Origin of the sequence: Pantoea sp. C8B4, assembly GCF_051336905.1 — a bacterium.
GTDB lineage: Bacteria > Pseudomonadota > Gammaproteobacteria > Enterobacterales > Enterobacteriaceae > Pantoea > Pantoea rwandensis_B.
The window spans coordinates 19,710-33,143 of the sequence record NZ_JBGMNK010000012.1; the positions used below are offsets into that span (position 1 = coordinate 19,710).

Sequence of the window (13,434 nt, forward strand, 5' to 3'; positions counted from 1 at the left end):
TGAGCGACAGGGTGTCGCTACTGATACGCGGCATTCCTCGCACCGCTGCCTTTTCTGAAAACCTATTGAACCTGACCCGCATGCATCGTCTGCTGCACCGATTGCGTATCGGTGGTCACTGACACATTCCCCTCAACGCTTTGGCGCAATGGCGCGGCAGCACTCAATGAACCTTTCACCTGCAGCAAAAGATTACTGTTGCCGCTAAGAGGCAACGCAGGCCAGCCCCAGTTTTGCAACACATTGGCTGGCACCGCCTGACCTTTGAGATTCAGTGTCAATGGGCGCTGTGCATCCTGCCCAACGCTCGCGGTGCCCTCCAGCAAACCATTGCCGTTAAAGGCGCTCATTTCTGTCACCTGAATTTGCTGATCGTTAGCATTAAAGGCAATGGAGGGATGGCGCAGATCGGTGCGATTAAACGTTGCTTCCGCCGCGTTAAAGCTCGCTTTACCGCCCCAGATTCCCCACTGATGCTGGCGTGCCAGTAGCAGGTTATCGGCGTTACCATCCAGCGCGGTCATCTGGAATGGGAAAGCAGGGTTGATGTCGATCACCAGATTTCGATTGGCCGTAGCGTGTGTCACCAACACGCTATCCAGCCATGATGGCAATGCTTGCTGCCAGCGATCGCGCCAGTTCTGCGGTAAGGTATATTCCAGCCCGGCAATGGCTAAATCATTCAGCGTCAGGCGTTTATCGCTGCGCGTCCAGTTGCCGCTGGCACGGATCACGCCATTGGCCCAACGTGAACTGAACTGGGCCAACTCAATGCCCTGCACCGAGAAGTTGGCATTTACAATCGGATCGTTAAGCTCAAAGCCACCATTAATGAAGTTACCGGCATTCATCGACAGTGAGCCATCATCGCTTTGCCAGTCATCTCCACGCAGCGTGATGTTCTTCAGGGTTAAATCGAGGTCGGTGACAGCCCAATCCGGCCCTTGCAGTCGCGCATCGGTCATATCCAGGCGATTGATGCTCACTGACGGCACGTCGCGCAGCGGATTGAGGAAATCACTCAGATTTTGATGGGTCTGCAGGCGGATATCGTTAAGACGTAGCTGATCAATCTTCCAGTTACCCTGCGTGTCGCGCTCGGCGTTGCCGGTCATCGAACCACGCGCGAGATCGGCCCCAATATTGCTGAATATCATGCGGTGCTGCTTCACACTTCCCTGCAGCAGCACATTGTTGCCCGGAACACCATTCAGCGTTAGCTTGCCCGCGCTCATCTGGAACTGTGCATCGCTGCCCAGCATATCCGTCGGGGTCGGTTTCCACGGGATAATTCCGCCATTAACCCGTTCAGCGATCATCGGCAGCATGCTGTGCGGGCTATCAATGCGCACGTTATTCAGTTGCAGGCGATTGGCCTGGATAGGCAGCGTGGTATCGGGCGTCTGATTCGCGAGGTTAATCTCGCCATCGCGAACGTCGATGCTATCAAAATGCAGCCAGTCACTGAATTGCACCAGTGCCAGTCCGAGGTCGACGCGCTTGGCCACCAACACCGCTGGCTGACCATCGTGCCCAAAACTGAAATCATCCAGCATGATGTGCGAGGGAGAAGAGAAGTTATGCTCAATCTTGCTGAGGGAGAGATGCCAGGCGGTCTTGTCACTTACCCAACGGCTAAACCAACCTGCGCCCCACTGTGTCTGCAGCAAGACATACAGGACAACCAGCCCCAGCAGAATCAGCAGCAGTAAGGTAAGGAAAAACTTGCCTAAAAATTTCATCGCATCCATCCATCCCGATATTTATCCGGTAAGAGGTTGTTATGCCTGAATTACCGTTACAGCTCAACAGCCTGGATGTAAAAGCGGATAAATAACAGGCAGGCCGCAGCCTGCCTTAAGGGTTACTTTTCCTGTGGAAAGACGAGGTTAAGCACGATTGCGGTGATACCACCGGCAGCAATGCCCGAGGAGAGCAGGGTTTTCAGCCAGTCCGGGGCGAATTGCAGAATCAGCGGTTGCTGTGAAACACCTAAGCCAACGGCCAGCGACAGTGCGATGATCATAATGGCGCGACGGTTCAGCGGCTCGCGCGAAACGATGCGTACACCCGATGCCGCAATCGTGCCAAACATCACGATGGTGGCTCCACCCAGCACTGGCTCAGGAATGTGCTGCACAAAACCACTCACCGCCGGGAACAGGCCGAGCACAATCAGCATCAGCGCCACGACAAAACCCACATAACGGCTGGCAACGCCGGTCAGCTGAATCACGCCGTTGTTCTGCCCGAAGCAGGAGTTCGGAAACGTATTGAACAATGCGGATACAAATGAGTTGAGGCCGTTAGCCAGCACGCCGCCTTTCAAGCGCTTCATATACAGCGGACCACTCACCGGTTGTTCTGACACATCCGAGGTGGCAGTAATATCGCCAATGGTTTCCAGTGAGGTCACCATAAACACCAGCATCAGCGGGATCAACAGGTTCCAGTCAAAACCGAGGCCGTAATATAGCGGTGTTGGCACCGCCACCAGTGGTTGATCGGTGGGCGCGCTGGTGGCAGGTAACATATCCAGCGCCCATGCCAATCCGTAACCGACCGCCATGGCGATCACCAGTGAGGCCACACGCAGATAGGGATTGCGCTGACGGTTAAGCAGGATAATCACCACTAATACCGCGCCAGCCAGCAGCAGATTTTTTGGCGCGCCGAAAGAGTGATCGCTCATTGCCGCGAAGCCGCCGCCAATCGAGGTCAGGCCAACCTGAATCAGTGACAGGCCAATAATCATCACCACAATGCCGGATACCAGCGGTGTAATAATACGACGAGCCAGATGCAGGACGCGTGACAGCACCATTTCGGTACAGGAGGCCACCATCAACGTACCGAACAGTGCAGCCATCATGGTCGGGACATCGGCACCGCCATTTTTCAGCGCCATGCCGCCCATAATCAGCGGTGTCACAAAGTTAAAGCTGGTGCCTTGAATCGACAGTAAACCAGAACCGACGGGTCCCCAGGTTTTGATTTGCAGGATTGAAGCCACACCCGATGCAAACAGCGACATGCTGATAATGTGTTGCGTATCCTGAGCCGGTAAACCCAGCGCCTGGCAAATCAACAGCGCAGGAGTGATGACCGCGACAAACATCGCCAGCAGATGCTGACAGGCCGCAAAGAGGGTTTGCGGTAGCGGTGGACGGTCTTCGAGGCGGTAAATCAGTTCACTCTGTGGACGGGCTGACTGATGAGATTCAGCAGTATTAACGGACATGGTGCGCGTTCTCAATGACAACAAAGGGGCGATTTTAAACGGTTGCGGTGTGAAAGCAATCGTTTGCAATGCCCCTTTTCACTTGCATTGATTTAAAGCGTAAACACGGTACGACTACGGCTATCATCTTCCTGCCAGGCCTGAGCCACTTCACTCAACGGACGCATCTGGAAAGCGACCGAAAAATCACTCTCTGCCGCGGCATTCAACATTTCGCTGATACAGGCAATCAGCTCCGCATCGGATACGCTACCCAGCCCGCTGCCCATTAATGTCAGACCGGATGAGCGCAACAGCTTGCTGTGCAGGGTGATCTCCTGGCCACTCAGCGAGCCGATTTGCACGAAGCGCACCGCTTTCTCTCCCCCCGCGACAGCCGCCTGCATGATATCAAGTGCACTCTGGCCCCACAGGTAATCCAGCACGATATCGATGCCTTCTTTCATCAGTGCGGGCAGTGCGCCGGGCAACTCATCCAGCGTCAGGGTGATGTCCGCGCCTTGGGCACGCAATTGATCCAGTACTTCACGATTGCGTCCGGAGGCGATGATTTTGCCTGCGCCAAGATGGCGAGCTATTCGCACTGCTAATCCACCTGAGGTGCCGGTGGCGCCATTGATCAACACGGTTTCACCCGGCTGCAACTGCGCCCGGCGCGTCAACGCTGCCCAGGAGGACATGCCCGGATTGGCGATGGCGGCAGCCAGCACCGGATCGAGCGAAGCGGGCAATGGCACAATGGCCGCGGCGGGAACCTGCGTTCTTTCCGCCATGCTGCCCCAGGGCGCATTAAAGGCGAGAAAATAGACCGGATCGCCATTGCTGAGCGTACCGGTACCGTCAATACCGGTGATAAAAGGATAATGTGTGGTGGCGCTGTAGTGTTTGCCAGAAGCGCGTGCCTTCGCCAGTTGACTGACGGCAGCCGCTTTAACGCTGACAACCACATGCTGTTCATCGGCTTGCGGTTCGGGAAAATCACCGTAAACCGGCTGTTCGCCCGCTGTGGAAACGATAGCTGCTTTCATGCTTTCTCCTTCAGATAATCGGAAATTATGTGTAATATGCACACATTAGTTCTGCCTCGGGATAACGTCAATGAAAAGTGTGCAAAATACACATAATAATGCAGAGTTCGACGATCTGCATAATGCGCTGCTGATGATTGTGGGTACTTTTAATCGCCCGCAACGTGATGAATTACTAATAAAAGAGTCCAATATTCAACTCGATCGTGCGTTATTTCCGCTGCTGATCCAGATTGGCCGCTTTGGACCGATTGGCGTGGTGGAACTGGCAGAGCGCGCCGGACGCGATTACACCACGGTGAGCCGTCAGGTGGCGAAACTGGAAGAGCTGGGGCTAGCGCAACGACAGAAAAATGCCAAAGACAAACGCGTCAACGAAGCAGTCATTACCGCCACTGGCAAAGCGATGACGGATAAAATCGATGCCGCACGGGCGCAGATTTATCAGCATCTGTTTGAGAACTGGCAGGATAGCGAGCGCACCGAGCTGACGCGTCTGTTGCAGAAATTTGTCGGGGATTTTATGGCGATCGATCGTAGCGAGTAAGGGCGGGCATCGTGTCGTGTTGGCTTTTCAACACGCCGTCTTTTGCCCACTTTTAAGCGTTGCTGTAGCGCTCGGTCTCTGGCAGCCAGCGTTCAATCAACGCCTGAGCCTGTTCTGGATAGTGCTGGTGGATATGGCGCGCCACGCGTTGCACTTCCGGGATCATGCCCTGATCGCGCAGTAAGTCTGCAACCTTAAACTCCGCATTACCGGTCTGGCGCGTACCCAGTAATTCACCGGGACCGCGAATTTCCAGGTCATGCTGAGCGATGACGAAGCCATCGTTGCTGTCGCGCAGTACCTGCAAACGCTTCTGCGCGGTTTTGCTGAGCGGCGCTTTGTACAGCAGCACACAATGCGAGGCGACTGCGCCACGGCCCACGCGGCCACGCAGCTGATGCAGCTGAGCCAGGCCCAAACGTTCCGGGTTTTCGATGATCATCAGGCTGGCGTTGGGCACATCTACCCCGACTTCAATCACCGTCGTTGCGACCAGTAACTGAATCTCGTTGGCTTTGAAGGCCGCCATCACCGCCTGTTTCTCTGCCGGTTTCATGCGGCCGTGCACCAGCCCAACCTGCAAGCCAGGCAGCGCAAGTTTCAACTCTTCCCAGGTGGCTTCCGCCGCTTGTGCTTCCAGTACATCTGACTCTTCAATCAGCGTACAGACCCAGTAAGCCTGGCGACCTTCATGGCAGGCGTTTTTCACCCGCTCAATAATATCGCCGCGGCGACTGTCAGGAATGGCCACCGTGGTGACCGGTGTGCGGCCAGGCGGTAATTCGTCGATGGTGGAGGTGTCGAGATCGGCATAGGCAGTCATCGCCAGGGTACGCGGAATCGGCGTGGCGGTCATAATCAGCTGATGCGGATGGAAACCCTGCTCTTCACCTTTTTCCCACAGCGCAAGACGTTGATGAACGCCGAAGCGGTGTTGCTCATCAATGATCACCAGCGCCATGCCATTGAATTTCACCTGTTCCTGGAACAGTGCATGCGTGCCGACCACCATCGCTACCTGTCCGCTGGCAATCGCTTCCTGCTGGGCTTCACGTGCTTTGCCTTTTTGCTTACCAGCCAGCCAACCCACTTCAATGCCCAGCGGCGCAAACCACTGGCGGAAATTGTTGGCATGCTGCTCGGCCAGCAGTTCAGTCGGTGCCATCAGCGCCACCTGTTTGCCATGCGCGATGACATCAAGCGCCGCCAGCGCAGCGACCAGCGTTTTGCCCGATCCGACATCACCCTGCACCAGACGCATCATCGGGAAGTCGTTGGCTAAATCGCGCTCGATCTCCTCAACCACGCGTTTTTGCGCGCCGGTGGGTGAGAAGGGCAGCGCGGCCAGCAATTGATTCACCAGATTATGCTTAGCAGGCATCGGCAACGCATGATGACGTTGAGCACCGGCCCGAACCGCCAGCATGCTGAGGTTGTGCGCCAGCAGCTCTTCAAGGATTAAGCGCTTTTGTGCGGGATGGCGACCGGTTTCCAGTTCGCTCAGACGTAAATCGGGCGGCGGACGATGCAGCGTGCGCAGGGCATCCGGCAAACTCATCAAGCCACCGCTCAGTTCTGACGGCAGCAGCTCGGCAATCGGGCAGCTTTCCAGCAACGTCAGCGCTTGATCGGTGAGATTGCGCAGCGTGGCCTGACGAATGCCTTCAGTGGTGGGATAGACCGGTGTCAGGGTTTCCTGTAGCTCTACGCCGCCCTGTTCGCCCTGCACGCGATACTCGGGATGAATAATTTCAGCACCGCGCTGGCCACGTTTGATTTCACCATAAGCGGTGACGCGGCGGCCTGGCGCCAGACTGTTTTTCATCCCGGCATTGAAATTGAAGAAGCGCATGGTCAGCACGCCGCTGCCATCACTGATCTGGCACACCAGCATGCGGCGGCGGCCAAACGTGATCTCACTGTGCAGCACTTCACCTTCCACCGTGGACCAGACGCCCGGCAGCAGGTCATTAATCTTGTAGAGTTGGGTGCGATCTTCGTAGCGCAGCGGCAGATGCAGCAGCAAATCCTGAATAGTGAACAGGCTGAGTTTAGCCAGTTTTCCCGCCTGACTGGCGCCGACGCCGGTCAGGGTACTGAGCGGTATGGCATCCAGCAGACGGCCTTTCATTTTTTACCTGTGGATTGCATGGTGGCCCACCAGTCGGCATCGGCTTCCACCTCGCCCTGGGCGTTGATATGCGGATAAGGCAGACCTTTTTGCTTCGCCACGCGGGCAAGCACCGGATAACCGCCTTCAAACAGCAAACGCTGCTGTTCATCGGCATCAAGCAGGCTGTGCTGACGTTTGTACATGCCCGCGTTCTGCCGTTGACGCTGCGCTTCATACAGAATCAGCGCGGAGGCGACGGACACGTTGAGCGACTGCACCATGCCGACCATGGGCACAATGATGTCCTGATCGGCGAGCGCCAGCGCTTCAGCGGTGATGCCGGTTTTTTCCTGCCCCATCAGAATGCAGGTTGGTTTGGTGTAATCAATCTCGCGGAAATCCACCGCATTCGCCGACAGATTGGTAGCCAGCACCTGCATGCCTTGATCTTTCAGGTGACGCACGGCTTCCGCGATATGACGATGCGTCTGCACTTTCACCCAACTGTTGCTGCCCGCTGAAGCGGATACCATGGTGCGCATGCGCACGCTAGGCCAGACGGCGTGCACTTCATGGATGCCGACCGCGTCAGCAGTACGAATCACCGCCGAGACATTGTGCGGCTTATGGACCTGCTCCATGCAGACGGTGAGGTCGTGCTGGCGCATGGCCAGCATTTCCTGGATACGAGCAAAACGTTGAGCGTTCATGCACTAATTACGGTTACGGTGAACTTTAATCACATCCGGCATTACGCGGATTTTGCGCATAATATTGGCCAGATGGACGCGATCGTTCGCGGTGAGGCGGATAAAGGCGCTGTAAACACGGCCGTCGCGCTCTTCCGTGTTAAGACTTTGGATGTTGGATCCCGCGGTGTTGATCGCTGCCGTCAGGTTCGCCAGTGCGCCCTGATGGTTGAACATATCCACCTTAATTTCCGCAACGAACTCCTGATCGATAACTTTATCCCACTCAACCGGCATAAACTTCTCGGGCTCTTTCTGATAGCCACGGATGTTACGACAGGATTCGTGGTGCACCACCAGGCCTTTGCCCGGGCTGACGTGCGCAACAATCGGATCGCCAGGAATCGGACGACAGCACTTGGCAAAGGTAATCAATACGCCATCAGCACCTTTGATCGGCAGCTTTTTGCGTTTGCTGTTGCTTTGCGGCTGCTCAGCACCCGACTGCAGCAGGTTTTTCGCCACGACCACGCTCATGGCGTTGCCGAGGCCGATCTCTGCCAGCAGATCGTCAATGCTGGTCAGCTTCATGCGTTCCAGCTCGTGCTGGATATTCTCCGTCGGAATTTCCGCCAGTTTTTTGCTGCCGCCAAGAGCATGGCTCAACAGGCGACGGCCAAGGTTAACGGAGTCTTCGCGTTTCAGGTTTTTCAGCAGCTGACGAATCTTGGCGCGCGCTTTTGAACTCACCACAAAGTTAAGCCACGCCGCATTCGGACGTGCGCCTGGCGCGGTGATAATTTCAATGGTTTGGCCGCTGGTTAGCGATTGCGACAGCGGATAAGGCTGGCGATCGACGCGGGCGCCCACACAGGCATGGCCAATATCGGTGTGCACGGCGTAAGCGAAGTCTACCGGTGTGGCGCCAGCAGGCAGTTCGACGATACGGCCTTCCGGCGTGAAGACGTAGATCTCATCCGGGAAGAGATCGGATTTCACGCTCTCGATAAATTCAAACGAGCTACCGGCGCTTTGTTGCAGCTCCAGCAGGCTTTGCAGCCAGCGCTGGGCGCGAATCTGTGCGGTCGTGCCGCTTTCACCGGCCTCTTTATAAGCCCAGTGTGCCGCTACCCCCATCTCCGCCATCTGATCCATATCTTCGGTACGGATTTGCACTTCAACGGGCACGCCGTGCGGACCAATCATTGATGTATGCAGTGATTGATAGCCGTTGGCCTTGGGAATAGCGATGTAATCTTTGACGCGTCCAGGACGCGGTTTGTACAGGCTGTGCATCTGACCGAGCACGCGATAACAGGTATCCAGGTCTTTCACGATAACGCGAAAGGCATAAATATCCATGATCGAGTGGAATCGCTGCTCTTTCAGGTGCATTTTGCGGTAGATCGAATAGAGATGCTTCTCGCGACCACTGACACGGCAGGGAATACCTGCTTCCTGTAAGCGCCCATCGATTTCAGAAAGGATCTTCTGAATCATCTCTTTACGATTACCGCGTGCCGCTTTCACCACCTCTTTGATCACGCGGAAACGATTTGGATAGAGGGCTTCAAAGCCGAGTTCTTCCAACTCTGTTTTCAGGTGATGAATACCAAGTCGGTGCGCCAGAGGACTGTAAATCTCCAGCGTTTCCAGTGCGATACGACGTTTCTTATCCGGTCGCAACGCACCGAGCGTGCGCATGTTGTGCGTGCGGTCAGCCAGCTTGATCAGAATGACGCGGATATCCTGCACCATCGCCATGATCATTTTGCGGAAGTTTTCAGCCTGCGCTTCTTTCTTGTCGCGGAACTTCAGCTTGTCGAGTTTCGACACGCCTTCCACCAGTTCGGCCACGCTTTTGCCAAACAGCTGTTCCATATCCTGGTAAGTGGCGGGTGTATCTTCGATCACGTCATGCAGCAGCGCTGCCATCAGCGTTTCATGGTCGAGTTTCATCTCGGCCAGAATGCAGGCAACGGCAACAGGATGGGTGATGTAAGGTTCACCGCTGGAGCGTGTCTGACCCTCGTGGGCATCACGCGCGACGAGATAAGCTTGCTTGAGGCGCTTGATTTGCTCCTCAGGCAAGTATTTTTCAATCAGTTGATTGAGGCTTTCAAACAGATACAAGGTTGACCTGCGAAGTGCTGTTAACGACGACCTTCAGCGATAGCGGTAACGGCTTGTAACTCAGCGGCTTCCTGCTCTTGCTGCTCCTGACGATCACGCACATCCAGAATCTGGGTGGTGATCAGGCCTTCTTCGATTTCGCGCAGGGCGATAACGGTGGCTTTATCGTTCTCTTCCGGAACCAGCGGATCTTTACCGCCTACCTGCATCTGACGTGCACGACGTGCAGCGACCAACACCAGGTCAAAACGGTTACCAATTTTCTCTACTGCGTCCTGAACGGTTACGCGTGCCATAGGTGTGCTACTCCACAGATGATGAAGAAATGACTGGGCATAATACTGAAAGTGACTTCAGACTGCCAATAGTTTGCTGATTAAAGCATCATGTCGCGATTTTTGGCGACTCATACGCAGACGTTCTGCGCGAATAATGTGTTTCAGGTCGGTCAGTGCCAGGTCGAAATCATCATTCACGATCAGATAATCGTATTCAGCGTAGTGACTCATTTCCGCCACGGCCTGAGCCATACGGCGGGCGATAACCTCTTCGCTATCCTGACCACGGCCACGCAGGCGACGATCTAACTCTTCAGTCGACGGCGGCAGCACAAAAATGCTGCGTGCGGCAGGCATTTTCTGGCGAATTTGCTGAGCACCTTGCCAGTCGATATCCAGAAATACATCGACACCGGTCGCCAGCACGCGCTCAATCGCGGCGCGCGAGGTACCGTAGTAATTGCCAAACACTTCCGCATGTTCGAGGAAGTCTTCAGCGGCAATCATGGTCTCAAATTCAGGCTTGGAGACAAAGAAATAGTGTTCACCATGAACTTCACCGGGACGCACGCCGCGAGTGGTATGGGAAACAGACACCTGCGTATCGTATAGCGGCTGTGTCTTCAATAAAGCCTGAATCAGACTGGATTTACCCGCGCCACTGGGGGCGGAAACAATATAAAGCGTGCCTTGAGCCATGGTTATCTTGAATTGAGTAAAGAGCGGAGTCGATTTCCTGCACAGTATACACGGCTTAACGGTGCCACGCAGCGTTTGCCGTTGGGCTAAGGTAATTCTTTTTCTGTGAACCCGCGCCAGACAACGCGGTAAGCCGCTGCAAACGGCTTAAAAACCCGGGAATACATTTGCTCTTTATCACCTTCAGCACTGGTCATTGCCCTCATCGCACTCTCCAATAGACAAAAAGGAGAGCAACAATGAAAGGATGGTGGTGGCTGTGTTGCTGGTTTTTCACTGCGGCTTGCGGGGCTGAAGCGCTGTGCCCTAACTGGTCACCGGTGCGCGCCGAACAAGAGATGGGTCAATTACATAGCCAGCTACGGCACTGGGATGATGTCTACTATCGCAAGGGCACGAGTCTGGTTAGCGATGGGGACTATGACAGCCTGCAGCAACGCTTTCTGCATTGGCAGCGCTGCTTCGCGCCGGATCAACGGGCTTATCAAGCGCAGCCCACAACGGACGGTAGTACCCGACATCCGGTGGCACACACAGGGGTACGGAAACTGCGTGACAAGCTGGCGGTGGCTTACTGGATGCAGGATAAATCGCCACTGTGGATACAGCCGAAAGTCGATGGCGTAGCGGTAACGCTGGTGTATCGACGCGGGCAATTGGTTTCTCTGGTGAGTCGCGGCGATGGCCTGCGTGGGGAAGAGTGGGTAAGCAAAGCCCATCATATTCCGGCAATTCCACCGCACATCGACACCGACCGCGAAGAGGTGGTGCTGCAAGGTGAGCTGTTTCTGCTTATGACCGATCATCAGCAAGCACGTGACGGAGGGCGAAACGCCAGAGCGCAGGTGGCGGGTGCGATGATGCGTCATGAAGCTTCCCCGCTGCTGGCAGATCTCGGTATTTTTATCTGGGCATGGCCCGATGGTCCAATTCAGATGCCCGCTCGACTGGCGCAGTTATCACGCTGGGGATTCGGTCTGGCGCAGGACTGGAGCCGCCCAATCGATAACGAAGAGGAGGCGGAGGTGTGGCGAGATCGCTGGTTCCGTGCATCTTTGCCGTTCGTCACCGATGGCGTCGTGATCCATCAATCACCCGTCGGTGCCGGGCGGGACTGGCAGCCTGGTCAGGGACACTGGTCCGCCGCGTGGAAATATCAGCCGGTTGAAGTCAGCAGTGAAGTGCTGTCCGTTGATTTCAATGTAGGGCGCACAGGGAAAATTGCCGTGGTGCTGAACCTCATTCCCGTTCAGCTGGATGATAAAACCGTGCGCAGAGTGAATCTTGGATCGCTGCGGCGATGGCGGGAGCTGGATGTCATCGCAGGTGATCAAGTGATAGTCACGTTAGCCGGTCAGGGGATTCCTCGCTTAGAGCGAGTGATTTGGCGGGTGAGAGGGCGCGATTATCCTTTAACACCGCAGCAGGGCGAATTTAATCCGCTGTCTTGTTTGCACTTCAACCAGGATTGCCGGCTGCAGTTTTTATCACGCCTCAGCTGGCTCAGTCAGAAATCGGTGCTGAACATCCCTGGCGTGCAACGTAGTCGCTGGCAGCAGTTACTGAACAGTGGCGCGATCACCCATCTTTTCTCCTGGCTGACGTTAACGCCAGAAGAGATCGCACAGGACAGCGGGATGTCCTCTGCGCGGGCACAAGAGATTTGGCAGCGTTTCCAACAGACACGTCAGCAACCCTTTCGGCGCTGGGTGAGCGCATTAGGTCTACCGCTTCCCCGTTCCGCGTTGCAGGCCTTTCCGGATAACGACTGGACAGCGTTACTGGCTCGCTCGACAGAAGAGTGGCAGCAGTTACCCGGCATCGGGCGCACGCTGGCAGAGCGGATTGTGACCATGCTGCAGGATGAGGAGTTACAGCAACTGATCAGCTTTTTACAGCAGCAGGAAATTCCTGCTGCACCTTTAATGCTCGGGGTGGGGATAGTTGAAGATCGGCAGGCCAAGGCGGAAGCGCAACGCTAATAAACGGCCAATGAAGCCGGCCAGCAGCGTAATGATCACCACGGCTTCATGGGGAAGCGGCGTTTTGAGCAGCAGAATGTAGAGCCAACCTGCGGCAAATGCGATACCGGCATAGAGCTCTTTTTGGAATACCAGCGGGATGCGATTGCAGAACATATCACGCAGCACGCCACCAAAAACCCCCGTGATCACGGCGGCAATAGCGGCAATGATCGAGGCATGACCAGAATCCAGCGCGACCTGCGCGCCAATAATGGAGAACACCACCAGGCCAAGCGCATCCAGTACCAGAAACACTTTACGCAGATGATTCATTAAAGGGGCAACAAAAGTGGTCACCACCGCAGCGGCGGCCACGATCATGATGTACTCCGGGTTTTTAACCCAACTCAACGGATAATGCCCGAGCAAGATGTCACGCACCGAGCCGCCTCCGATTGCAGTGACGGACGCAATGATGATGACGCCAAACAGATCCATTTTGCGGCGCCCAGCGGCCAGCGCACCGGTCATAGCTTCGGCGGTGATACCAATAATGTAGAGAACGGTTAATAACATAGAGCACTCCAAAAGATCGGCGGCCAGCCTAAAGATTTCCTCAGCTATCGACCACTGAGTATTTCTAAAGCAGACGTCATCGGATTAGCTGTTTTGATGCCGCACATGCTAACAGGCTTAACCCGCTTGATAAATCAGGAGTGCGTTATGCTTTCGCATTAAAAAA

At 55.3% G+C, this 13,434-nt stretch carries 11 protein-coding genes; 2 read left to right on the forward strand and 9 right to left on the reverse strand.

Annotation, left to right across the window (positions count from 1 at the left end; all coding sequences use genetic code 11):
* Window positions 1-62: 62 nt before the first annotated feature.
* The 3 genes from ACCW76_RS15260 to ACCW76_RS15270 form a co-directional block, all read right to left on the reverse strand.
* The gene (locus ACCW76_RS15260; RefSeq protein WP_436339046.1) at window positions 63-1,742 is read right to left on the reverse strand and encodes an AsmA family protein; all 1,680 of its coding nucleotides are present in this window, start codon (window positions 1,740-1,742) and stop codon (window positions 63-65) included.
* Window positions 1,743-1,864: 122 nt separating this feature from the next.
* A complete protein-coding gene (locus tag ACCW76_RS15265; protein WP_045815734.1) occupies window positions 1,865-3,241 on the reverse strand; it encodes a nucleobase:cation symporter-2 family protein in 1,377 nt (458 codons plus the stop codon).
* A gap of 92 nt (window positions 3,242-3,333) precedes the next feature.
* A complete protein-coding gene (locus ACCW76_RS15270; RefSeq protein WP_436339047.1) occupies window positions 3,334-4,269 on the reverse strand; it encodes a quinone oxidoreductase family protein in 936 nt (311 codons plus the stop codon).
* Window positions 4,270-4,339: 70 nt separating this feature from the next.
* On the opposite strand from ACCW76_RS15270, the gene ACCW76_RS15275 reads away from it, so the two are divergent.
* The gene (locus ACCW76_RS15275) at window positions 4,340-4,816 is read left to right on the forward strand and encodes a MarR family winged helix-turn-helix transcriptional regulator (RefSeq protein WP_045815732.1); all 477 of its coding nucleotides are present in this window, start codon (window positions 4,340-4,342) and stop codon (window positions 4,814-4,816) included.
* Between the two features lie 52 nt (window positions 4,817-4,868).
* Here ACCW76_RS15275 and recG read toward each other — a convergent pair whose 3' ends face one another.
* From recG to gmk, 5 genes are read right to left on the reverse strand one after another with little or no spacing between them, the layout of a single operon-like run.
* On the reverse strand, window positions 4,869-6,947 hold the full coding sequence (recG, locus tag ACCW76_RS15280) for an ATP-dependent DNA helicase RecG (protein WP_436339049.1): 2,079 nt from the start codon (window positions 6,945-6,947) through the stop codon (window positions 4,869-4,871).
* Window positions 6,944-7,639 carry a tRNA (guanosine(18)-2'-O)-methyltransferase TrmH gene (gene trmH, locus ACCW76_RS15285; RefSeq protein ID WP_034823857.1) on the reverse strand — a complete coding sequence of 232 codons (696 nt, stop codon included), beginning with the start codon at window positions 7,637-7,639 and terminating at the stop codon, window positions 6,944-6,946. Before trmH ends, recG begins: the two co-directional genes overlap by 4 nt.
* Window positions 7,640-7,642: 3 nt before the next feature.
* Window positions 7,643-9,751, reverse strand: coding sequence for a bifunctional GTP diphosphokinase/guanosine-3',5'-bis pyrophosphate 3'-pyrophosphohydrolase (gene spoT, locus ACCW76_RS15290; protein ID WP_436339050.1), 2,109 nt, complete (start codon window positions 9,749-9,751; stop codon window positions 7,643-7,645).
* A gap of 20 nt (window positions 9,752-9,771) precedes the next feature.
* Window positions 9,772-10,047 (reverse strand): DNA-directed RNA polymerase subunit omega, encoded by a 276-nt coding sequence (gene rpoZ / locus ACCW76_RS15295; RefSeq protein WP_034823855.1) that lies wholly within the window; start codon window positions 10,045-10,047, stop codon window positions 9,772-9,774.
* Window positions 10,048-10,104: 57 nt separating this feature from the next.
* The gene (gene gmk / locus ACCW76_RS15300) at window positions 10,105-10,728 is read right to left on the reverse strand and encodes a guanylate kinase (protein ID WP_034823854.1); all 624 of its coding nucleotides are present in this window, start codon (window positions 10,726-10,728) and stop codon (window positions 10,105-10,107) included.
* A gap of 239 nt (window positions 10,729-10,967) precedes the next feature.
* Here gmk and ligB point away from each other — a divergent pair, with 239 nt between their 5' ends.
* The gene (gene ligB / locus ACCW76_RS15305) at window positions 10,968-12,710 is read left to right on the forward strand and encodes an NAD-dependent DNA ligase LigB (protein WP_436339051.1); all 1,743 of its coding nucleotides are present in this window, start codon (window positions 10,968-10,970) and stop codon (window positions 12,708-12,710) included.
* Here ligB and ACCW76_RS15310 read toward each other — a convergent pair.
* Window positions 12,651-13,268 (reverse strand): trimeric intracellular cation channel family protein, encoded by a 618-nt coding sequence (locus ACCW76_RS15310; RefSeq protein WP_038644022.1) that lies wholly within the window; start codon window positions 13,266-13,268, stop codon window positions 12,651-12,653. The genes ligB and ACCW76_RS15310 overlap by 60 nt on opposite strands.
* Window positions 13,269-13,434 lie beyond the last annotated feature (166 nt).

Excerpts from the sequence above, each read along its gene's own strand:
- trmH (WP_034823857.1), bottom strand. The coding sequence starts at position 7,639 with ATGAACGCTCAACGTTTTGCTCGTATCCAGGAAATGCTGGCCATGCGC.
- gmk (WP_034823854.1), bottom strand. The coding sequence starts at position 10,728 with ATGGCTCAAGGCACGCTTTATATTGTTTCCGCCCCCAGTGGCGCGGGT.
- recG (WP_436339049.1), bottom strand. The coding sequence starts at position 6,947 with ATGAAAGGCCGTCTGCTGGATGCCATACCGCTCAGTACCCTGACCGGC.
- ACCW76_RS15270 (WP_436339047.1), bottom strand. The coding sequence starts at position 4,269 with ATGAAAGCAGCTATCGTTTCCACAGCGGGCGAACAGCCGGTTTACGGT.
- ACCW76_RS15265 (WP_045815734.1), bottom strand. The coding sequence starts at position 3,241 with ATGTCCGTTAATACTGCTGAATCTCATCAGTCAGCCCGTCCACAGAGT.
- ACCW76_RS15260 (WP_436339046.1), bottom strand. The coding sequence starts at position 1,742 with ATGAAATTTTTAGGCAAGTTTTTCCTTACCTTACTGCTGCTGATTCTG.
- ACCW76_RS15310 (WP_038644022.1), bottom strand. The coding sequence starts at position 13,268 with ATGTTATTAACCGTTCTCTACATTATTGGTATCACCGCCGAAGCTATG.
- ACCW76_RS15275 (WP_045815732.1), top strand. The coding sequence starts at position 4,340 with ATGAAAAGTGTGCAAAATACACATAATAATGCAGAGTTCGACGATCTG.
- rpoZ (WP_034823855.1), bottom strand. The coding sequence starts at position 10,047 with ATGGCACGCGTAACCGTTCAGGACGCAGTAGAGAAAATTGGTAACCGT.
- ligB (WP_436339051.1), top strand. The coding sequence starts at position 10,968 with ATGAAAGGATGGTGGTGGCTGTGTTGCTGGTTTTTCACTGCGGCTTGC.